The 20,455-nt window shown below is 64.1% G+C and carries 23 protein-coding genes; 11 read left to right on the top strand and 12 right to left on the bottom strand.

Going from position 1 to position 20,455, the window contains the following annotated elements; all coding sequences use genetic code 11:
• Nucleotides 1-95: 95 nt before the first annotated feature.
• From DAEP_RS0112900 to DAEP_RS24255, 3 genes are all read right to left on the bottom strand, one after another.
• Nucleotides 96-770, bottom strand: a complete 675-nt coding sequence (locus tag DAEP_RS0112900) for an SGNH/GDSL hydrolase family protein (protein ID WP_027244923.1) — start codon at nt 768-770, stop codon at nt 96-98.
• Between the two features lie 160 nt (nt 771-930).
• The gene (locus DAEP_RS0112895; RefSeq protein ID WP_027244922.1) at nt 931-2,616 is read right to left on the bottom strand and encodes an acyl-CoA dehydrogenase family protein; all 1,686 of its coding nucleotides are present in this window, start codon (nt 2,614-2,616) and stop codon (nt 931-933) included.
• Between the two features lie 3 nt (nt 2,617-2,619).
• A complete protein-coding gene (locus DAEP_RS24255) occupies nt 2,620-2,862 on the bottom strand; it encodes a hypothetical protein (RefSeq protein ID WP_167630818.1) in 243 nt (80 codons plus the stop codon).
• Here DAEP_RS24255 and DAEP_RS0112890 point away from each other — a divergent pair.
• The 3 genes from DAEP_RS0112890 to dgt all read left to right on the top strand — a co-directional run bounded on the left by DAEP_RS0112890 (nt 2,762) and on the right by dgt (nt 5,868).
• Nucleotides 2,762-3,529 carry a sulfite exporter TauE/SafE family protein gene (locus tag DAEP_RS0112890; RefSeq protein WP_008556537.1) on the top strand — a complete coding sequence of 256 codons (768 nt, stop codon included), beginning with the start codon at nt 2,762-2,764 and terminating at the stop codon, nt 3,527-3,529. The genes DAEP_RS24255 and DAEP_RS0112890 overlap by 101 nt on opposite strands.
• Before the next feature lie 23 nt (nt 3,530-3,552).
• Nucleotides 3,553-4,449, top strand: coding sequence for a cation diffusion facilitator family transporter (locus DAEP_RS0112885; RefSeq protein WP_008554981.1), 897 nt, complete (start codon nt 3,553-3,555; stop codon nt 4,447-4,449).
• Between the two features lie 63 nt (nt 4,450-4,512).
• The gene (gene dgt / locus DAEP_RS0112880; RefSeq protein WP_208855447.1) at nt 4,513-5,868 is read left to right on the top strand and encodes a dGTP triphosphohydrolase; all 1,356 of its coding nucleotides are present in this window, start codon (nt 4,513-4,515) and stop codon (nt 5,866-5,868) included.
• On the opposite strand, the gene DAEP_RS22705 is transcribed toward dgt, so the two are convergent.
• Both DAEP_RS22705 and DAEP_RS0112870 read right to left on the bottom strand, forming a co-directional pair.
• A complete protein-coding gene (locus tag DAEP_RS22705; protein WP_051337391.1) occupies nt 5,865-6,542 on the bottom strand; it encodes a methyl-accepting chemotaxis protein in 678 nt (225 codons plus the stop codon). The two genes, dgt and DAEP_RS22705, sit on opposite strands and share 4 nt — an antisense overlap.
• Before the next feature lie 171 nt (nt 6,543-6,713).
• Entirely contained in the window at nt 6,714-8,312 is a 1,599-nt protein-coding gene (locus DAEP_RS0112870) for a phosphoenolpyruvate carboxykinase (RefSeq protein ID WP_008557637.1), read from the bottom strand.
• A gap of 344 nt (nt 8,313-8,656) precedes the next feature.
• Between DAEP_RS0112870 and DAEP_RS0112865 the strand changes: the two genes are divergently transcribed.
• The 7 genes from DAEP_RS0112865 to DAEP_RS0112835 are packed head-to-tail and all read left to right on the top strand — an operon-like array spanning nt 8,657 to nt 14,051.
• Complete coding sequence (locus tag DAEP_RS0112865; protein WP_008555485.1) at nt 8,657-9,361, top strand: response regulator transcription factor; 705 nt, start codon at nt 8,657-8,659, stop codon at nt 9,359-9,361.
• A gap of 50 nt (nt 9,362-9,411) precedes the next feature.
• Entirely contained in the window at nt 9,412-11,127 is a 1,716-nt protein-coding gene (locus DAEP_RS0112860; RefSeq protein ID WP_027244920.1) for a sensor histidine kinase, read from the top strand.
• 3 nt (nt 11,128-11,130) lie between these two features.
• Nucleotides 11,131-11,568 carry an HPr kinase/phosphorylase gene (locus tag DAEP_RS0112855; RefSeq protein WP_008557385.1) on the top strand — a complete coding sequence of 146 codons (438 nt, stop codon included), beginning with the start codon at nt 11,131-11,133 and terminating at the stop codon, nt 11,566-11,568.
• Nucleotides 11,569-11,572: 4 nt separating this feature from the next.
• Nucleotides 11,573-12,451 (top strand): RNase adapter RapZ, encoded by an 879-nt coding sequence (gene rapZ / locus DAEP_RS0112850; protein ID WP_245595088.1) that lies wholly within the window; start codon nt 11,573-11,575, stop codon nt 12,449-12,451.
• Nucleotides 12,448-12,855: a PTS sugar transporter subunit IIA gene (locus DAEP_RS0112845; protein WP_008554296.1), complete on the top strand. Its 408-nt coding sequence runs from the start codon at nt 12,448-12,450 to the stop codon at nt 12,853-12,855. Before rapZ ends, DAEP_RS0112845 begins: the two co-directional genes overlap by 4 nt.
• The gene (locus DAEP_RS0112840) at nt 12,856-13,125 is read left to right on the top strand and encodes an HPr family phosphocarrier protein (RefSeq protein WP_027235562.1); all 270 of its coding nucleotides are present in this window, start codon (nt 12,856-12,858) and stop codon (nt 13,123-13,125) included.
• Between the two features lie 32 nt (nt 13,126-13,157).
• A complete protein-coding gene (locus DAEP_RS0112835; RefSeq protein ID WP_008556568.1) occupies nt 13,158-14,051 on the top strand; it encodes a lysophospholipid acyltransferase family protein in 894 nt (297 codons plus the stop codon).
• 93 nt (nt 14,052-14,144) lie between these two features.
• Here the strand turns inward: DAEP_RS0112835 and DAEP_RS0112830 are convergent, their stop codons facing one another.
• The gene (locus DAEP_RS0112830) at nt 14,145-15,020 is read right to left on the bottom strand and encodes a 3-hydroxybutyryl-CoA dehydrogenase (RefSeq protein WP_027244918.1); all 876 of its coding nucleotides are present in this window, start codon (nt 15,018-15,020) and stop codon (nt 14,145-14,147) included.
• Nucleotides 15,021-15,173: 153 nt separating this feature from the next.
• Here DAEP_RS0112830 and DAEP_RS0112825 point away from each other — a divergent pair, with 153 nt between their 5' ends.
• Complete coding sequence (locus DAEP_RS0112825) at nt 15,174-15,998, top strand: DUF6473 family protein (protein ID WP_027244917.1); 825 nt, start codon at nt 15,174-15,176, stop codon at nt 15,996-15,998.
• A 73-nt stretch (nt 15,999-16,071) separates the two neighbouring features.
• Here the strand turns inward: DAEP_RS0112825 and DAEP_RS0112820 are convergent, their stop codons facing one another.
• From DAEP_RS0112820 to DAEP_RS0112795, 6 genes are all read right to left on the bottom strand, one after another.
• A complete protein-coding gene (locus DAEP_RS0112820) occupies nt 16,072-17,001 on the bottom strand; it encodes an electron transfer flavoprotein subunit alpha/FixB family protein (RefSeq protein ID WP_008553762.1) in 930 nt (309 codons plus the stop codon).
• Nucleotides 17,001-17,759, bottom strand: a complete 759-nt coding sequence (locus DAEP_RS0112815; protein ID WP_027244916.1) for an electron transfer flavoprotein subunit beta/FixA family protein — start codon at nt 17,757-17,759, stop codon at nt 17,001-17,003. Before DAEP_RS0112815 ends, DAEP_RS0112820 begins: the two co-directional genes overlap by 1 nt.
• A 328-nt stretch (nt 17,760-18,087) precedes the next feature.
• Nucleotides 18,088-18,660: a cob(I)yrinic acid a,c-diamide adenosyltransferase gene (locus DAEP_RS0112810; protein ID WP_008557080.1), complete on the bottom strand. Its 573-nt coding sequence runs from the start codon at nt 18,658-18,660 to the stop codon at nt 18,088-18,090.
• A 6-nt stretch (nt 18,661-18,666) separates the two neighbouring features.
• Nucleotides 18,667-18,870 (bottom strand): twin transmembrane helix small protein, encoded by a 204-nt coding sequence (locus tag DAEP_RS0112805; protein ID WP_008553684.1) that lies wholly within the window; start codon nt 18,868-18,870, stop codon nt 18,667-18,669.
• Nucleotides 18,871-18,943: 73 nt separating this feature from the next.
• Entirely contained in the window at nt 18,944-19,774 is an 831-nt protein-coding gene (locus tag DAEP_RS0112800) for an SDR family NAD(P)-dependent oxidoreductase (RefSeq protein ID WP_008554099.1), read from the bottom strand.
• Between the two features lie 36 nt (nt 19,775-19,810).
• Nucleotides 19,811-20,449 (bottom strand): SH3 domain-containing protein, encoded by a 639-nt coding sequence (locus tag DAEP_RS0112795; protein ID WP_027244915.1) that lies wholly within the window; start codon nt 20,447-20,449, stop codon nt 19,811-19,813.
• Nucleotides 20,450-20,455: the final 6 nt, after the last annotated feature.

Raw genomic sequence — 20,455 nt, 5'->3', positions numbered from 1 at the left:
CAAAGCGCTGCCGCGCCGTGCGCGGCACGGCGCCCGGCCCAACGCCTTGGGTGCATTGCATAAAGGCGCAGCCAAGGGGGCGGGAGCAGGCCCCTTCAGTTTTGGCGGATAATCTCGGCGACCTTGCGGCCGATCTCTCCGCTGGCCTTGATCGACGGGTGGATCATGTCCGGCGCGTGATAGGAGCGGTCGCCATGGGGCACCATGTCCTTGTTCGACACAAAGAAGATACCTTCATCCAGTGCCGCCAGACGGGTGATGCGGGCTTCCAGCGCGATGCCCTCGTCCCGGCAGTGCTCGATTATTGACCCCACGCCGGGGCTGCGCAGATAGCCGACATAGATCACCCTGGCACCGGTGGCGCGCAGCTCTGACAGCATCGCGGGGATGGCCCCGCCGCGCCCGTCAGCCGTGATCAGCTTGTCCATCTTGCGGCCGCAGGCAACGCAGCCGCAGCCGAGCCACAGGTCATTGCCGCCGCCGTTCACGATCACCCAGTCCCATTTCCCGGGCGTGTACTGCTTGCGGATGTTCATCCCGGCGGCGCCGGAAAGGGGCAGCTTGTAAATCATCCGCGCGGCAGAGACCGAGCGGTCCACCACCGGTTCCTGCAACTCCCGCGCCACCGTGTCCGGAATCGATTTGCCCGCCAGGCTGTGCCACGCCAGCAGGGAATCCCCCATTGCCAGGATGCGGGGAGACTGATCCGCAGGCACCGCATCACCGCAGGCGGCCAGCAGAAACAGAAAGGGCACAAGGAAGCAGCGCAAGAGTGTCATGCCTCCTTGTAAACGGGTTTTGGCCGGGAGCGAATAACCCGCAGCGGAAACAGATTTGTTCTGCGCTGCGGTTGCCGGGCGGCGCAAAAAAGCCCGGCGCGAACGCCGGGCAAGAAGGGGATCGCTCCCCTGCGATGGCCTCTTTTGGCGGTCAGCCCAGCAGGCGGCGGGCGATGACCTGTGCCTGGATTTCGGCAGCACCCTCAAAGATGTTGAGGATGCGGGCATCGCACAGCACGCGGGAGATCTTGTATTCCATCGCGAAGCCGTTGCCGCCGTGGATCTGCAATCCGTTGTCCGCCGCCGCCCAGGCGACCCGCGCGCCCAAGAGCTTGGCCATGCCGGCCTCCAGGTCGCAGCGGTGGCCGTGGTCCTTTTCCCAGGCCGAGAAATAGGTCAGCTGGCGCGCGATCATGATCTCCACCGCCATCATCGCCAGCTTGCCGGAGACGCGCGGGAAGCTGATCAGCGCCTTGCCGAACTGCTTGCGCTCCTGCGCGTACTGCATGGCGATATCCAGCGCCGACTGCGCCACGCCGATGGCGCGGGCTGCGGTCTGGATGCGGGCCGATTCAAAGGTCTCCATCAGCTGCTTGAAGCCCTTGTTCTCCTCGCCGCCCAGCAGATTTTCCTTCTTCACGTGGAATTTGTCGAAGCCCAGCTCGTATTCCTTCATGCCGCGGTAGCCCAGCACCTCGATCTCACCGCCGGTCATGCCCTCGGTTGGGAAGGGGTGCTCATCTGTGCCCGGGGTCTTCTCCGCCAGGAACATCGACAGCCCGCGGTGGTCGGTGGTGTTCGGGTCGGTGCGCGCCAGCAGGGTCATCACATGGGTGCGGGCGGCGTGGGTGATCCAGGTCTTGTTGCCGGTGATCTTGTAATCGCCGTTCTCGTCCTTCACCGCACGGGTGCGCAAGCTGCCGAGGTCGGAGCCGGTGTTCGGCTCGGTGAACACGGCGGTGGGCAGGATTTCGGCGCTGGCCAGTTTCGGCAGCCAGTTGGCTTTCTGCTCTTCGGTGCCGCCGCAGAGGATCAGCTCCGCCGCGATTTCAGAGCGGGTGCCAAGCGAGCCAACGCCTATATAGCCGCGCGACAGTTCTTCGGAAACCACCACCATCGAGGCCTTCGAGAGGCCGAAGCCGCCGTATTCCTCCGGAATGGTCAGGCCAAAGACGCCCATCTCCGCCAGCTCTTCGATCACCTCCATCGGGATCAGCTCATCCTTCAGGTGCCACTCGTGGGCATTCGGCTCGACCTTCTCCACCGCATAGCGGCGGAACTGGTCGCGGATCATCTCCAGCTCTTCCTCCAGGCCGGAGTTGCCGAACATGGTGGAACCGGCCTGCGTCTCCATCAGCTCCACCAGCCGGGTCCGCGCGGCCTGGCTGTTGCCTTGGGCGCAAAGCGTCTCCACCGCGGGCACGTTCAGTGTGTTCAAGGCGTCCGCGCCCAGGCCCAGGTCCTGCGGGCGGATGATTTCGCCCTGGTTCATCTGGATGCCGCCGTTCACCTGCAGCAGGTATTCGCCAAAACCGATCTGGTGGATCAGCTGTTCCATCTCGCCGAATTTGCCTTCGGCCTGCAGGTTTTCCGCCCATTTCTGCATCTGCCGCAGGCTGTAGACGTAAGTGGCAAGCCAAGACAGCCCGTGTGCCGCCACCTGGTTTTCCTCGATCAGGCGGCCGGATACCCGGCCCTCCTCGCTCACCATGTCCTTGACCGAGGCGCGAGCGGCCTCAAACAGCTGGTCAAGCGGTTCCAGCGATGCGGCGGTCAGCGCCAGCAGGTCGGGAATGAGTGTCGGTTTCATATGCAAGTCCTGTCCGTCGTGGGCCATGAATCAGATCCTTCTTCGGTCGCCCGGTGGTAAATCATTTTGCAGGTGCAGCGCAACAAAAATACTAACAGGCGTGTCATTTGGATCAAATATTGCGTATTGATTTTGCCGATGCAGCACGCTGCGGATGTGATACAGCGGTGGCATGACGGCGTTGTTTTCTCTTCTTTCCCCGGCGGAGCTGTCGGCCGCATTTGGCATTGCGCTGCTGGCCGGCACCGTCAAAGGCCTGGTCGGTTTTGCCATGCCGATGATCTTTATCTCCGGCCTCAGCCTGTTTCTGGCGCCAGATCTGGCGCTGGCGGGGCTGATTTTGCCCACCTTGGTGACAAACGGCATGCAGGCGCTGCGGCAAGGTCCGGCGGCCGCCCTGGCCTCGATCCGCCGGTTCCGGGTGTTCCTGCTGACCGGTCTTGTTTGTCTGCTGTTCAGTGCGCAGATGGTGCGCGTCTTGCCGCAGCAGGCGCTGCTTCTGGTGATTGGCCTGCCGGTGACGGTCTTTGCCTGCAGTCAGCTGATGGGAAAGGTGCTCACCCTTTCCAATCCCAGCCGCCGCAGCGAGGCCGTGGTGGGGGGCGTTGCCGGGCTGATCGGCGGCGTCTCGGGTGTCTGGGGGCCGCCGACGGTGGCTTACCTGACGGCGCTGGGTACCGAGAAGACAGAACAGATCCGGGTGCAGGGGGTGATCTACGGCCTGGGCGCGGTGGCGCTTCTGATTGCGCATACAGGCTCGGGTGTGATGCGGGCCGAAACGGCACCGTTCTCGCTGGCGCTGATCGTGCCGGCGGTGGCGGGGATGTGGATCGGCGGGCGGTTGCATGACCGGATCGACCAGGCACTGTTCCGGCGGGCAACGCTGGTGGTTTTGCTGGTTGCGGGGCTGAACCTGCTGCGCCGCGGGCTGTTGATGTAAGCAAGGCGCGGGCGGGAGGGATCATGTCTCAAAGGTTCAATGCGCAGCAACTGGCGACGGGCTCGATCTTCGTTGCGCTTGCGGTGATGGGGCTGAAAATCGCGGCCTGGAAGATGACCGGCTCGGTGGCCCTGTTGTCCGATGCGCTGGAATCGCTGGTGAACATCGGCGGTGCAGTGATGGCCTGGTTTGCAGTGCGCTATGCCCAGCGGCCGCCGGACGCAGGCCACCCCTATGGCCACCACAAGGCCGAATACTTCTCGGCAGTGATCGAAGGCATCCTGATCGTGATTGCCGCGCTGGTGATCGTGCATGAGGCCGTGAACGCCCTGTCCCGGCCCGAGATGGCGGATTGGAGCCCGGCGGGCCTGCTGGTCAATGCGCTGGCAATGGCAGTGAACCTTCTGTGGGCGCAGGTGCTGCTGCGGGCGGGCGCAAGGCTGAGCTCGCCGGCGCTGTCGGCAGGCGGGCGGCACCTGATGAGCGATGTCTGGACCTCTGCCGGGGTGCTGGCGGGGCTGGGGCTGGCACTGGCCAGCGGCTGGGCCATTCTTGACCCGCTTCTGGCGCTGCTGGTGGCGGTGAACATCCTGCGGGAGGGGTGGCGGGTGATCGCGTCCTCCGTGAACGGGCTGATGGACATGGCCGCACCCGAAGCGGAGCGCGCGCGAATCGAGGAGATCATCCACCGCTCCGCGGCGGGGGCGCTGCAGGTGCACGGGCTGAAAACCCGCCGCGCTGGCCGCGCCCTGTTTGTCGAGTTTCACATGGTGGTTGACGGTGCCATGCCGGTGCGGGCCGCGCATGACATCTGCGACCGGGTGGAAGCGGCCCTGAAGGCGGCGCTTCCGGATGCGCAGGCGGTGATTCACGTGGAGCCCGAACACAAGCTGGAGCCCGCCGGGATCAAGCCGCGCTGAAGCGTTTGCAATTCCGCCCGGCCTCCCGTTTAAGCGCTGTCAGACAGGCAAAGGAGCAGGCACATGGCGATGGAGTGGAACAGGCTGCTGAACCCGGGGCGGCTGTGCCGGCCGGAGTATGGCGAGAAACCCGGCCGCCCGGCCTATCTTCAGGACTATGACCGGATCCTGTTTTCCGAGCCGTTCCGCCGCCTGGCGCAGAAAACCCAGGTGCACCCGCTGCACAACCATGATCACGTGCACCACCGGATGATCCACAGCATGGAAACTGCCAGCGTGGGCCGCTCTCTGGGCGCAGGGGCGGGGGCTGCGCTGGCGGAGCGGGGCAGCCTGGCGGCAGATCAGGTGGCGCGGCTGGCCGGCCACGTCGAGGCCGCCTGCCTGGTGCATGACATCGGCAACCCGCCGTTCGGCCACTCCGGCGAGGACAGCATCGGCGACTGGTTCGCGGCGCAGTTCCGGTCCGGCCGCGGCATCGCAGCACAAGTGCCGCCGCACCTGCGCGCCGAGTTCGAGCATTTCGAGGGCAACGCGCAGGGGTTCCGCATCGTCGGGCGCTTGGAATACGCGCAGCAGCAGGGCGGGCTGCGGCTCAGCTATGCGACGCTGGGCGCGTTCATGAAATACCCCTGCACCCGTCTGGTGCGGGATGAGGCTGTTGGGACCGGCAAAGCGCCCTATGTCGGCCTCAAGAAATTCGGCGTGTTCCAGTCGGACGCAGCGCTGTTTGAGGAGACCGCCGAAGCGCTGGGCCTGCCGGCCGAGCCGGGCGGCTGGCGGCGGCGGCATCCGCTGGCCTTCCTGGTCGAGGCTGCGGATGACATCTGCTACCGCATTCTGGATATCGAGGATGCGGCCAGCATGGGCGACCTGGACCGCGCTGAGGTTGCGGAGGCGCTGGAAGCGATCGTCGGCAAACCGAACGAGGAGCGCGGCCTGCCGATGCGCGACCGCATCGGGCTGTTGCGCGCCTTTGCCATCGGCCAGTCGATCGACGCCGCCGTGACCGCCTTTCTGGAACACTATGACGCCATCATGATGGGCGAGTTTAACGACGGGCTGATGGAGGTATCCTCCAAGGCGCAGGCTTTTGCCCGTCTGAAAGAGCTGTCGGAGCAGCGGATCTTCGTCGCCCGCCGCAAGACAGAGCTGGAGATCACCGGGCGCCAGGTGCTGCACGCGGTGCTGGACCATTTCCACGGTCTTTACAGCGACCTTGCCGGGTGCAGCTGGGACGCAGAGGAACTGAAGGCAAGGCATGGTTATTGGGGCAAGCTGATCCGTGCTGTGGATCTGGACCTGCGCGGGGTGGAGGACGCCTATACGGCGATGCACGCGCTGGCCGATTTCGTCTCCGGCATGACTGACCGCTACGCGCTCAAGGTACGGGATATGGTTGCGGGGTCGGTGTCCCGCTAACCGGTCTTGGTGCCGCTCGCGGCCTCCCGCGCCTCGTCGCGCTTGCGCTGGGCCATCGTGTCGGTGATGCGGCTGGCCCAGCGGTTGTTCTCATCCGCCAGCGCCTTGATCTCCCGGGCAAGATAGGCAAAGCCCAGCCCCGCCTTGCCTGCCCGCGCGGCCTCGATCCCGGCGTTGATCGCCAGGATCGACAGCTTCTGCACCGACCGCAGGATGTTCTCGGCAAGATTTATGATCTCGGCGTTGGCCGCCTCGGTGCGGTTCAGCGTCTCCTGCAGTTCCCTGCGCAGGCTGACCTCGGCTGAGGCATCCACGACCAGCCCCTCCAGATAGATCATTTCGCCGCTGTCGCTGAACACGGCATTGCCGCGCTCGCGCACCCAGGTTTCCGTGCCGTCGGGCCGGCTGAGCCGGTAGGCAACGTCCCAGTTGCCCCGGCTTTCGATGGCAGCATCCACATCGGCGCAGACGCGGCCGATGTCCTCAGCATGGGTCAATCCAGCGTAAGAGACCTTTGCGTTTCCCAGAATGTCCGACTTCGGGCAGCCGCAGAGTTTTTCGACCTGTCCCGCCATGAACTTCATGGTGAAGTTCTCATCATTGGCGCAGCGGTACACAAATGCGCTGCCGGTGCTGAATATGCTGTTGAAAACGGTCAAAGCCTCTTTATCCATTTCGCCCTCCCTGGGTGCGGCGCAACAAACAGAAAACCCGCCGCAAAGCTGCGCTTGCGGAAGGTTTGCGCGGAAGGGTTAAGGAAGGATTTATTGGAAAATTAATTTCCTGAAATGAAAAACCCCGGCGCATGGCCGGGGTTTTCTTTCCTCAGGGGAAATCGCTCAGCCTCAGCCGATGGCCGCGGCCTTCACGTCGTCGTCGATGAACGGCAGGTACTGTTCGAAGTTGTCGGAGAACATCTGCACCAGCTTGGCCGCCTGCGCGTCATAGGCCGACTTGTCGTCCCAGGTGCGGCGCGGATCCAGCAGCAGCTCCGGCACGCCCGGCACATTGACCGGCACGTCAAAGCCGAAGTTGGCGTCCTTGCGGAACTCCGCGTCCGCCAGCGAGCCGTCCAGTGCCGCGGTCAGCAGCGCGCGGGTGGCCTTGATCGGCATGCGCGAGCCGGTACCATAGGCGCCGCCGGTCCAGCCGGTGTTTACCAGCCAGCAGGTCGCGCCATGCTGGGCGATCTTCTCGCGCAGCAGGTTGCCGTAGACCTCCGGGCGGCGCGGCATGAAGGGCGCGCCAAAGCAGGTGGAGAAGGTCGGCTCCGGCTCGGTCACGCCGCGCTCGGTGCCCGCCACCTTGGACGTGAAGCCGGACAGGAAGTGGTACATCGCCTGCGCCGGGGTCAGCCGCGCGATCGGAGGCAGCACGCCGAACGCATCGCAGGTCAGCATGATGATGTTCTTGGGGTGGCCGCCGCGGGCGCTGGACGATGCATTGGAGATGTAATGCAGCGGGTAGGCGCAGCGCATGTTGGCGGTCAGGCTGTCGTCGTTGAAATCCAGCTCCTTGGTCTCCGGATCGAACACCATGTTCTCGATCACGGTGCCGAACTTGGAGGTGGTGGCATAGATTTCCGGCTCTGCCTCGGGGTTGAGGTTGATGGTCTTGGCATAGCAGCCGCCTTCGAAGTTGAAGGTGCCGTTGTCGGCCCAGCCATGCTCGTCATCGCCGATCAGAACGCGGTCGGGGTCGGCGGACAGGGTGGTCTTGCCGGTGCCGCTAAGGCCGAAGAACACAGCGGTGTCGACCGGGTTGCCCTTGGCGTGGTTGGCGGAGCAGTGCATCGGCATGATGCCCTTCTCCGGCAGCAGGTAGTTAAGCAGGGTGAACACGGATTTCTTGTTCTCGCCCGCGTATTCGGTGCCGCCGATCAGGATCATCTTGCGGTCGAAGTTCATCGCGATGATCGTCTCGCTGCGGCAGTCGTGCCGCTGGGGATCGGCCTTGAAGCTGGGGCAGTTGATGACGGTGAAATCGGCGATGAAATCATCCAGGTCTTCACGGTCCGGGCGGCGCAGCATGGTGCGGATGAACAGGTTGTGCCAGGCCAGCTCGGTCACCATGCGGACGTTGATCGCATGTGCCGGGTCGGCGCCGCCCACCAGGTCCTGGACGAAGTAGTCCTTGCCCTTCATGTGCTCCAGCATGTCGGCATAAAGCGCATCAAAGCCTTCCGGGCTCATCGCTGCATTGTTGTCCCACCAGATGGTGTCGCGCACGCTGTCGGTTTTTACGACATGTTTATCCTTGGGCGAGCGGCCGGTGAATTTACCGGTGGTGACCAGGAAGGCGCCGCCATTGCCCAGCGTGCCTTCGCCGCGCTTCAGCGCGGCTTCGATCAGCGCCGGCTCCATGAAGTTGTAATAGACATTGCCCAGGCCCTCGATGCCCTGATCTTCGAGGCGGAATTTCGGGTTAACCCGTCCAGATGTCATGCGTTTTTTCTCCTGTGGCGGCGCGGGCGGCACGCAGGCTGCGCGGCTGCGCCATTGGGGCAATAGAAAACGGCATCGCTGCCGGTGGCGCGGTCTTAACATGGCGTTTTAGGCGGTGAACAGACCGGCTTACCCTAGTTAGCGCCACCAAGGCGATGTTTAGCGCAACCATTATTTGCAATCGGGAAAAGCGCCCGCTTGTTCAGCAGACGCTAAGGTATTTTTGCCCCAATAGAGCCCAAAGATCGCCGCGATTCCTCAAATGGGATTGATTCGGCGCATCAGAACGGCGATGAAAGTGGCTAAAACAAAACAGAGAACAGAGCAGATTAGGGGCAATTCCAATGTCAAAGATTGCTTTGGTTGACGATGACAGGAACATCCTGACATCGGTTTCCATGACGCTTGAGGCCGAAGGCTTTGAGGTCGAAACCTATAATGACGGCCAGGCGGCGTTGGATGCGTTCAACAAGAAGCTGCCTGATATGGCCGTGCTGGACATCAAGATGCCGCGCATGGATGGCATGGACCTGCTGCAGCGGCTACGCCAGAAAACCCAGATGCCGGTGATCTTCCTGACCTCCAAGGACGACGAGATCGACGAGGTGCTGGGATTGCGGATGGGTGCTGACGACTATGTCAAGAAACCCTTCTCGCAGCGGCTTCTTGTGGAGCGGATCCGGGCGCTGTTGCGCCGCCAGGAGGCGATCAGCAGCGATGCCGCCGGCACCAGCAGCCCAGAGACCAAGGTGATGGAGCGGGGCAATCTGCGGATGGACCCGCTGCGCCACGCGGTCAGCTGGAAGGGCAAGGATGTGTCGCTGACGGTGACCGAATTCCTGCTGCTGCAGGCGCTGGCCCAGCGGCCCGGTTTTGTCAAAAGCCGCGACCAGCTGATGGACGTGGCCTATGATGACCAGGTCTATGTGGACGACCGCACCATTGACAGCCATATCAAGCGTCTGCGGAAGAAGATGCGCAGCGCGGATCCGGAATTTGCGGCAATCGAAACTCTTTATGGAATCGGTTACCGTTATAATGAAGAATAGGCGGCACGTTTGAGCGGGGCGCAAGCCCCCGGCCGGAGGAGTGGGCGCGCATGCGCGATACCAGCATAGTGCAACGCCAGCAGGGCGGCGATGTGGTCTTGGGGGAGGATTGGGTCACCCCCGAGCAATCCGTCACGCGGGAAATGCAGGTCAGCCGCGCGCGCCGCGGGCTGCTGTCGCTCAAAGGCTCGCCGCTCACCCGCAAGATCATCACTTTCAACCTGATTGCGCTGATCATTCTGGTCTCTGGCATCCTCTATCTGAATTCCTCGCGCCAAAGCCTGGTGCAGCAGCGTGCCGGCGCGCTGGTCTCTGAGGCGATGCTGGCCGCCGACGTGTTCGAGGCGGAAATGCCGGCTGCGGGATCGGTCAGCTTTGCGGCCGGCGATGGCATCCAGGCCGAGGACACACTGGCGCGTCTCAGCCTGCGCGGCGGCGTCGAGGCCTTTGTTTTCGACACCACCGGCAATCTGATTTCCAGCGTCAAGGGGGTCGACCGCAGCGACGTCCTGAATGTGCTGAATGACAGCGGCACCAGCAGGACGGTGATCAGCGATATGCTGTCTGCCCTCTGGGGCATTGCCGGCGGCGGCAGCGCGACTGCTGGCGGCCCGGGCGGCCCCGGCCCGTCGCTGGAGCAGCGGCTGGGCGGCCTGGTCGACCAGGCGATGAACGGCGGCACCGGGGTAGAAACCGTGGTCGACACCACAGGCAGCCGGGTGATTTCAGCCGCGACACCGATCCTCCACAACGGGGCGGCCGTCGGCGTGATTGCCCTGACCTCGCCCACCGGCGAAGTGGACGCGCTGGTGCGCGGCGAGCAGGAGCGGGTGCTGCAGATGTTCGTTGTCGCCCTGCTGGTCTCGGTCGGCCTCAGCCTGGTGCTGGCCTCCACCATCGCCAATCCGCTGGCCGACCTGGCCGAGGCCGCTGAACTGGGCCGCGAGCGCGGCAGCCGCAAATCCGGCACGGGCCGGATCCGCATTCCCGACCTCTCCGCCCGCCCGGATGAGATCGGACGCCTCAGCCGGGCTTTGCGCGGCATGGTCAAGGCGCTGTATTCCCGCATCGACAGCAACGAACAGTTTGCTGCTGATGTGGCGCATGAAATCAAGAACCCGCTGGCGAGTTTGCAGTCGGCCGTCGGCACCCTGCGCATGGTGAAGCGCGACGATCAGCGCGAGAAGCTGATGGATGTGATCGAACATGACGTGCGCCGCCTGGACCGGCTGGTCAGCGACATCTCCAATGCCTCGCGGCTCGACGCCGAGCTGGTCAAGGAGGAGGAAGAGGAGTTCGACCTGCTGGCCATGCTGGGCAATCTGAACCAGTATTTGGGCGAGGACGCCCGCGCCAAGGGGATCGACTATATCACCGACCTGCCGGCCCAGCCGATTATGCTGCAAGGGCTGGAGGCCCGGCTGGCGCAGGTCTTTGTCAACCTGATCACCAACGCGATCTCCTTCTGCGAAGAAGGCGACGCCATCCGCGTCTGGGCGCGGCGCCGCGCCAACCGGGTGCTGGTGGTGGTCGAGGACACCGGCCCCGGCATCCCGGATCAGGCGCTGTCCAAGATCTTCAAACGCTTCTACTCGCAGCGCCCGATGGAGCATTTCGGCAACAACTCCGGCCTTGGGCTGGCGATCTCCAAGCAGATCGTGGAGGCGCACGGCGGCGTGATCTGGGCCGAAAACATCCGCCCGACTGAGGCCGATGTCACTTCCGAACCCCTGGGCGCGCGGTTCGTGGTCGGTCTTCCGGTGTAAGCCATGCCAGAACCCGAAAGCCTCATCCTGCATGCCTCCTGCGTCGCGCTGGAGGGGCGGGGGCTTTTGATCACCGGTACCTCCGGCCAGGGCAAGTCGGCGCTGGCGCTGCAGCTGATGGCCTTCGGCGCCCAGCTGGTGGCGGATGACCGGGTGCAGGTCCAGCTTCTGGACGGCCGGCTGGTCGCCAGCGCGCCGGAACCGATCCGCGGGCTGATCGAGGCACGTTATATGGGGCTGCTGCACGCGCAGATCCGCAGCCCGGTGCCGGTGGCGGCGCTTGTGGACCTCGACGAAACGGAAACCGAACGCCTGCCGGTGCGCCGCACAACCCGCCTGCTGGGGCAGGAGGTGGCCCGGCTCAGACGGGTGGACGGCGCTCATTTCGCCCCGGCCCTGATGCAGTACCTCAGATGCGGAGCATTGGACCCGGATGCCTGAGCCCATGAAACAGGCGGTGCCGGCGGTTCTGGTCACCGGTCCCTCCGGCGCGGGCCGGACCACGGCAATCAACGTGCTGGAGGATCTCGGCTTCGAGGCGATCGACAACCTGCCACTGCGGCTTCTGCCCGGGCTGTTCGGCGCCGCTGCTGCGCCGCGACCGATGGCGCTGGGGCTGGACAGCCGCAACCGGGACTTCTCGCCTCGCGCTCTGTTGGATGTGATCGACATGCTGGCCGGCCGCGGCGAGCTGGAGCTGACAGTGCTCTACCTCGACGCACAGCCGGACGTGCTGCTGCGCCGCTATTCGGAAACCCGCCGCCGCCACCCGCTGGCACCTGCCGAATCTCCAGGCGAAGGCGTGCGCCGCGAACTCGACCTGATGGGGCCGATCCGGGACCGGGCCGACATCCTCCTGGATACATCGGAGATGAACGTCCACCAGCTGAAGGCGGAGATCGAGCGCTGGTTCGCGCCGGAGGGCAGGGCGCTGGCGCTGTCTGTGCAGAGCTTCTCCTACAAGCGCGGCATGCCGCACGGCATTGACATGGTGTTCGACTGCCGGTTCCTGGCCAACCCCTACTGGGAGCCGGCCTTGCGGCGGCTGAGCGGCGAGGACCGCGCGGTTCAGGACTACGTCAAGGCAGACCCCTTGTACGAGCCGTTTTTCACCCGGGTGCTGGACCTGACCCGGCTGCTGCTGCCCGCCTACCGCCACGAAGGCAAGTCGCATCTCTCCATCGCCTTCGGATGCACCGGCGGCCAGCACAGATCGGTGACGATGGCGGAAACCCTGGCGAAGGCCCTTGCAGAAGACGGCCAGCAAGTGTCAATTAGACACCGCGAGCTGCAAGGCCAGCAACAAAGTGAGAGGCCGGGTTGATCGGGATTGTGATCGTTGCGCATGGCGGGCTGGCGAAGGAGTACCTCGCCGCGGTGGAACACGTTGTGGGTCCGCAGCCCAGCCTGGTGGCCATTGCCATCGGCCCCGATGACGACCGGGCGGCCAAGCAGGACGAGATTTGCGCTGCCGCCAATGAGGTCGACACCGGCGGCGGGGTTGTGGTGGTGACGGACCTGTTCGGCGGGTCGCCCTCCAACCTCAGCCTCAAGGCCTGCGCACCGCCCGACCGCCGCATTCTCTATGGGGCCAACCTTCCGATGCTGATCAAGCTGGCGAAATCCCGCCACTTGCCGGTGGCCGACGCGGCCCGGCAGGCCATGGAGGCCGGGCGCAAGTATATTAACGCCCAAAACGTAAACCCTGACGGGGAGCAGGCACATTAAATGGCTCTGAAGACGCTGAAAATCATCAACGAAAAAGGGCTGCACGCCCGCGCCTCGGCCAAGCTGGTAGAGGTGGTCGAAGGGTTTGACGCCTCTGCTGAGGTGATCAAGGACGGGCTGTCCGCCTCCGGTGACAGCATTATGGGCCTTTTGATGTTGGCAGCCTCGAAAGGAACGACTATTGACGTCGAGACTTCGGGGCCCGATGCTGATGCGCTGGCGCATGCGCTGGAGGCCCTGGTGGCCGACAAGTTCGGCGAGGGCTACTAGGCCCGCGCCGGCAGCGGAACGGGAAGAACACATTGGCGGATACCGCACACGACAGGAATACCGGCATCGCATCGGAGACCGCTGAGCAGACGGGCGAGGTCTATGACCGCCGCACTCTGACCTATGCCAACTCCTTTGACGACCGCTGGACCTCCTTGGCGATCAAGACCATGGAATGGCTGACCGGCAAGCTGACGATCCTGCGCATGGTCAACAAGTTCGAGAAAAACAACGCCGAATACCGCGGCCAGAAGTTCTGGCGCGGGGCGCTCAACACCATGGGCATCGGCCTGGAGACGCCGCAGGAGCAGATCGACAATATCCCCGCCGAGGGGCCGGTGGTGATCGTTGCCAACCACCCGCACGGCATGGTCGATGGCATGATCTTTGCCGATCTCATTGGCCGCCGCCGCCTCGACTACCGCATCCTGACCCGCTCGGTGCTGACCGGCCTGGACGAGGCCGCGACCTCCTTCATGATCCCGGTGCCCTTCCCGCATGACCCCGAAGCGCAGCGCAAGATGGTCGATATGCGGGCCAAGACCATGGCCTTCCTCAAGGAAGGCGGCGCGGTGGCGCTGTTCCCCTCGGGCGTGGTGATGTCGTCGGACAGCTGGTTCGGCCCCGCGATTGAGCGCGAATGGAACGTCTTCACCGCCCAGCTGATCCGCCGCTCCGGCGCCCGGGTGGTTCCGATCTATTTCCCGGGCTCGAACTCGCGCTGGTATCAGATCGCCTGCCAGATCTCGCCGATCCTGCGCCAGGGCCTCCTGCTGCATGAAATCGTGCGCTCCTGCAACAAGCCTCAGGCGCCGGTGGTCGGCAAGCCGCTGACGGACGCGCAGATGGAAAAGCTGCACAGCGACCCGCGCGGCTTCATGGCCTGGCTGCGCGAGCATACGCTCAGCCTCGGCAAAGGCGGCTGATCAGGCCCCACTTCTTCTTCTGGCTGGAAATATCCCGGAGGTGAACTGGCCGCGAGGCCAAGAGGGGGGCGCGCCCCCTCCCGCCGCTCAGGATCAGCGCGTCGGCACCGGGGTTTCACCACGGTAGTCGTAGAAGCCGCGCTGGGTCTTGCGGCCCAGCCAGCCGGCCTCAACGTATTTGGTCAGCAGCGGGCAGGGGCGGTATTTGGTGTCCGCCAGCCCGTCGTGCAGCACGTTCATGATCGCCAGACAGGTATCCAGGCCGATGAAATCCGCCAGCTCCAGCGGCCCCATCGGATGGTTGGCGCCCAGCTTCATCGACTCATCAATCGATTTGACGGAGCCGACCCCCTCGTAGAGCGTATAGACCGCCTCGTTGATCATCGGCATCAGAATGCGGTTGACGATGAAGGCAGGGAAATCCTCTGCGCTGGCCGAGGTCTTGCCCAGCCGCGCCACCACTTCCTGGCAGGCGCTGAAGGTCGGCTCATCGGTGGCAATGCCGCGGATCAGCTCCACCAGCTGCATGACCGGAACCGGGTTCATGAAATGGAACCCCATGAACCGCTCGGGGCGGTCGGTGCGGCTGGCCAGGCGGGTGATCGAGATGGACGACGTGTTGGATGTCAGAATCGTATGCGGCATCAGATACGGCTGCAGGTCTTCGAAAATGGCCTGCTTCACGGTCTCGCGCTCGGTGGCGGCCTCGATCACCAGATCGGTGGCGCCGACATCGGCCAGCTTCAGCGACGGCTGAATGCGGGCAAGCGCCGCTTTCATGTCCGCTTCAGAGATCTTTCCCTTGCCGGCCTGGCGCTCCATATTCTTGTGGATCAGGCTCAGCGCGCTGTCCAGCGCCTGCTGGCTGACGTCGTTCAGCACAACATCGTACCCGGCAAGCGCCATGACGTGGGCAATGCCATTGCCCATCTGCCCGGCGCCGATCACACCAACCTTCTGAATTCCCATGCCTCAGGCTCCCGAAATATCTGCCGCAACCTTACTGGCCGGGGAAGGGCGGGCACAAGAGCAGCTTGGGCGGATTTGAGGCAAATTCTCACTTTAGGGAAATTGCAATGGTTCGCCTTCAGAGTGAGTCTCGGGTGAAAAATTGGTGGTGAAATGAGCTATGAACTCAAAAGCGCGGGGGCGCTTTCGGGGGAACCATGCAGATATGGGGATTCCCGGCTGCTGGTGCGGGGGCCGCAACGGTCCTTGGCCGAGCCTTACGTCGCTTTTCTAGGCGGAACCGAAGTTTACGGGCGATTCGTTGAATTTCCCTTTGTCGACTCCTTGCAAGGCCGGCTGGGCGTGGATTGCATCAACCTGGGCAGCGTGAATGCCGGGCTGGACAGTTTCGCGCAGGATGAGACCCTGACCGGCATCGCCAGGGGCGCGCAGGTCTCGGTGCTGCAAATGCTGGGCGCGCAAAATATCTCGAACCCTTATTACCGGGTGCATCCGCGCCGCAATGACCGCTTCTTGCAGGCGCAGCCCGCGCTCAAGGCGCTCTATCCGGAGGTGGATTTCACCGAATTCCACTTCAACAAACATCTGCTCTGCACCCTGCGGGACATCTCCGGCCAGCGGTTCGAACAGGTGCGCGAACAGCTGCAGCGCAGCTGGATCGAACGGATGAGCGCGCTGATCGACGCGCTGGGGGGCCGCGTGCTGCTGCTGTGGCTGCGCTATCATCTGGAGGCGGATTCCGGTTTCCCGGATGAGCCGGTTCTGGTGGACCGCGCGATGGCGGATGCCTTGCGCCCCAAGGTGCAGGGGATCCTGGAGTTCCGGGCCGAATCCGCGGCAGCCGCGCGCGATATTGCCGGCATGGTGTTCGGCCAGATGGAGCTGCCGGCAGCACGCCACATGATCGGGCCGAAAGAGCATCTGCGAATCGCCGATGCACTGGCCGGCTGCCTGGAACCGATGCTTCCGCGGAAATAGCACCTAGGTGAGGATCGAAAAAAAAGGCCCGCCATTTGGCGGGCCTTTCCGTTTTCTATCAATCCAGCGGGGCTTAGCCCAGCTTTTCGGTCAGCGCCGGAACAGCGTCGAACAGGTCGGCAACCAGGCCGAAGTCCGCAACCTGGAAGATCGGTGCTTCTTCGTCCTTGTTGATCGCCACGATGACCTTGGAGTCTTTCATGCCCGCCAGGTGCTGGATCGCACCGGAGATGCCGACGGCGACATACAGGTCCGGGGCGACAACCTTGCCGGTCTGACCCACCTGCCAGTCGTTCGGGGCATAACCCGAGTCGACGGCAGCGCGGGATGCGCCAACGGCTGCGCCCAGCTTGTCGGCCAGGTTTTCAATCAGTTTGAAGTTTTCCTCGGAGCCAACGCCACGGCCGCCGGAGACAACGATACCGGCCGAAGTCAGCTCGGGGCGGTCGCTTGCGGCAACCTTGTCTTCGATCCACTCGGACAGGCCGGGGTTTTCCGCCGCAGAGATGGTCTCAACCGGTGCCGAGCCGCCTTCGCCAGCGGCGTCGAAGGACGCGGTGCGGAAGGAGACGACTTTCTTGGCGTCCTTCGATTTCACGGTCTGGATCGCGTTGCCGGCATAGATCGGGCGCTCGAAGGTGTTGCCGTCGACAACACCGGACACGTCCGAGATCACCATCACGTCCAAGAGCGCGGCGACGCGCGGCAGAACGTTCTTGGCGTCGGTGGTGGCCGGAGCAACGATGTGCTCATAGTCTGACGCCAGGCCCGCGATCAGCGCGGCGGTCGGCTCCGCCAGGCGGTGGCCCAGCGATGCGTCCTCGGCGACCAGCACTTTGGAAACGCCTGCGATCTTGGCAGCTTCTTCGCCAGCCGCAGCAGCGGAGGCGCCAGCGGCCAGAACGGTCACGTCGCCCAGCTTGGAGGCAGCGGCAACGGCTTTGGCGGTTGCGTCCAGCGACAGCGCGCCGTCGGTCACTTCAGCAAGGAGAAGAACAGCCATTACACAGCCCCCGCTTCTTTGAGTTTCTCAACCAGTTCGTCGACGGAGCCGACGATGATGCCTGCGGCGCGTGCCGGCGGCTCTTCGGTCTTGACGATTTCCAGGCGCGGCGTGACATCGACGCCGTAATCGGCGGCGGTTTTCTCGTCCAGCGGCTTTTTCTTCGCCTTCATGATGTTCGGCAGCGACGCATAGCGCGGCTCGTTCAGGCGCAGGTCCACGGTGATGATGGCGGGCATCTTCACGGAAATGGTCTGCAGGCCGCCGTCGACCTCGCGGGTGACCTTGGCGGTTTCGCCCACGATGTCCAGCTCGGAGGCGAAGGTGCCCTGGGACCAGCCCAGCAGCGCCGACAGCATCTGGCCGGTGGCGTTCATGTCGTTGTCGATCGCCTGCTTGCCGCAGAGCACGATGCCGGGCTGCTCTTCCTCGACCACTTTGGCCAGGATCTTGGCAACGGCCAGCGGCTCGATGTCGGTGTGCACGTCGTCGGCAGCAACCACCAGGATGGCGCGGTCTGCGCCCATCGCCAGCGCGGTGCGCAGGGTTTCCTGGGCCTGCTTCACGCCGATCGAAACCGCAACAATCTCGTCAGCCTTGCCGGCTTCTTTCAGGCGGATGGCTTCTTCAACGGCGATTTCGTCGAAGGGGTTCATCGACATTTTGACGTTGGCGAGATCGACACCGCTGCCGTCCGCTTTGACGCGGACTTTCACGTTGTAGTCAATCACGCGTTTGACAGGCACAAGTACCTTCATTTTGCGTTCTCTCCTTAACAAACGGCAAGCCGCCCCAGGGCGACTCCCCCTCTATGCTCTCGCAGCGTTGATACCGGCTGGTGTGCGCCTGCAACAGGGCAAAATCGTCACGTTAGCGCACGCCGACGTCGCGTATGCTCATTTGGAACATCATTTTTGCAAGAATGTTTCCGGTGGGAAATCCGCGTGCCGCAACGGCAGAACGCTGTTGCCGCGACGGCAGGACGCCGCTGCCGCAGCGGCAGGAACGCGCTGCTGCAAGTGACGCGTTTGGCACCGGATTCGCAAGAATCCGGCGCAAAGCGCGAATCGGACCGGGCAGGGCGCCTCAGCGGTTGGCGCCGGGAACCCACAAAACGTCGTCCTTGCCGCCGTTGTTGGCGGTGCGGGCGGCGACAAAGAACCAATCGGAAAGCCGGTTCAGGTATTTCACCGCCGCCGGGTTCACGTCCTCTGAGGTGCTGAGGTCGGTGGCCAGCCGTTCGGCCCGGCGGGCGACAGTGCGGCAGACATGCAGATGCGCCGCCAGTTTCGAGCCGCCCGGCAGGATGAAGCTGCGCAGCGCCTCCAGATCCTTGTTCATGACGTCGATCTCGGCTTCCAGCCGCTCGACCTGCGCCGCCACAACCCGCAGCGGCGGGTATTCGGAGTCCGCGTCCTTTGCCATTTCCGGACGGCACAAGTCGGCGCCGAGGTCGAACAGATCGTTCTGAATGCGCGCCAGGGCGGCGTCCATCTCGCCGTCTGCCTCCAGCCGGGCCACGCCGACAAAAGAGTTCAGCTCATCCGAGGTGCCATAGGCGTTCACGCGGGCCGAATGCTTGGCCACCCGCTCGCCGTTACCCAGCGCTGTCTCGCCCTTGTCGCCGGTACGCGTGTAAATCTTGTTCAGAACGACCATCGCCGCTTATCCTCCCTGGTTGCGCAGATAGACGTAGGACAGCACCAGCACCACCGCAATGAACTGAAACAGGATGCGCAGGCGCATCATCTTGTTTGCATTGCGGCGGTTGAACTCGCCGCCCTTGCCAAAGCCGCCAATGCCGATGACCAGCGCCACAACCACAGCCGCCACGGCTGCCAGTGCCAGATAATACAGCGGATCGCTCATTCTGTCCCCCAAGCGTATCAATTCTGTTGGCCCCGTCTACCGCGCGCGACAGCCGAAGGCGACCGCGAATCCGCTATCCGAGCCGCACCAGGATGCGGTCAATTGCCCTTGTGCTGAGGATCCGGCGCAGGACGCCCGCGATATGGGTCGGGGCGGTCACATAATAGCGCGGCCGCGGGCGGCGGGATTCGCAGGCATGCGCCAGCTTGGCGGTCACGGCGGAGGGCGGCAGCTCAAACCGGTCCGGTCCGCTGCTCTCATAGAGCCGTTTCAGCAGCCGCTTTTCATACAGCTCGCGCAGCGGCGAGGCTTTCCAGTTGATGAAACGCTCAAAATACGGGATCGACTTTTCCCGGATCTTCGACGTCACCGGTCCCGGCTCGATCAGCACCATGTGGATGCCGGACCCCTGCAACTCGACCCGCAGGGTGTCGGTCAGCCCTTCCAGCGCGTATTTCGTCGCCACATAGGCGCCGCGCCACGGGAAGGAGACAAACCCCAGGATCGAGGAGTTCTGCACGATCCGCCCGTGCCCCTGCGCCCGCATCACCGGGATTACCTGCCGGGTCAGCTCGTGCCAGCCAAAGAAATTCGCTTCGAAAATCGTGCGCAGCGCGTCGGTCGGCAGATCCTCCACCGCACCGGGCAGACCGTGGGCGCCGTTGTTGAACAGCGCATCCAGGGTGCCGCCGGTGGCTGCCAGCACTTCCGCCAGGCCGGATTCGATGCTGGCCGGGTCGGTGTAATCAATGCGCGGGCTCTCAAACCCCTCGGCGCGCATCCGGTCGCAATCGCGCTGCTGGCGGCAGGAGGCAAACACGCGCCATCCCCGCTCCCGCATACCCCGCGCCGCATCCAGGCCGATGCCGGAGGAACAGCCGGTAATCAGGATGGATTTTTTCATGCGAAACGCCCTTTGACCCGGATTGCCCGGCGCCAGTTATGGGCGTTTCTTGCTCACCAGGGAAGCGGCAATCCAGCCGACAACGCCCTTTTCGGGCGCGCGCAGATGCAGCCAGCCGGTGCCGGTGTCCTCGATCACGATGACCTCCTCACCGGCCAGAAGCCGGGTCAGCACCGGGTATTTGGTGCCCGGCCCCTGGCGCATGTTCACCCGCGACGCGCGGATCCGGCGGCGGTCGATGACCGGTTCCGGAGTAGGTTCTGCCGCTGTGCCAGCGATATCAGCGGTCTGCGGGGCAGGGGCTGCCGTGATCGCGGCCAGGCCGCCATCCAGAGAGGCGAGCTGCAGCGTGCCGCCGCCCGAGCCGACCGAGAATGCGGACTGGGTGGAGGCAAGGACGCTGGACGCATTGACAAGCTGCGCGGCTGCCACACGCTGCCGCAGCGCCGGGTCAGCCTTGGGGCGCACCGGCGCGTTTGCCTGCGACCGGCGGGTCAGCACAGGCTGCGCCTTCAGCGAGGCTGCAGTGATTCTGGCGGTTTCCGGCGCGCTGGTGCTTGGTTTGGCAGCGGCGACCGGTTCGGGCCGCTGAGGCGGTTCAAAATCCGCTCCGCCGCTCAGCTCATAAAATCCCCACCCAAGAAAAGCGAAGGACAACATAACAAATCGCGACATAACCAG

Source organism: Leisingera daeponensis DSM 23529, from assembly GCF_000473145.1.
GTDB lineage: Bacteria > Pseudomonadota > Alphaproteobacteria > Rhodobacterales > Rhodobacteraceae > Leisingera > Leisingera daeponensis.
This window is presented reverse-complemented; position numbering and strand designations above follow the sequence as displayed.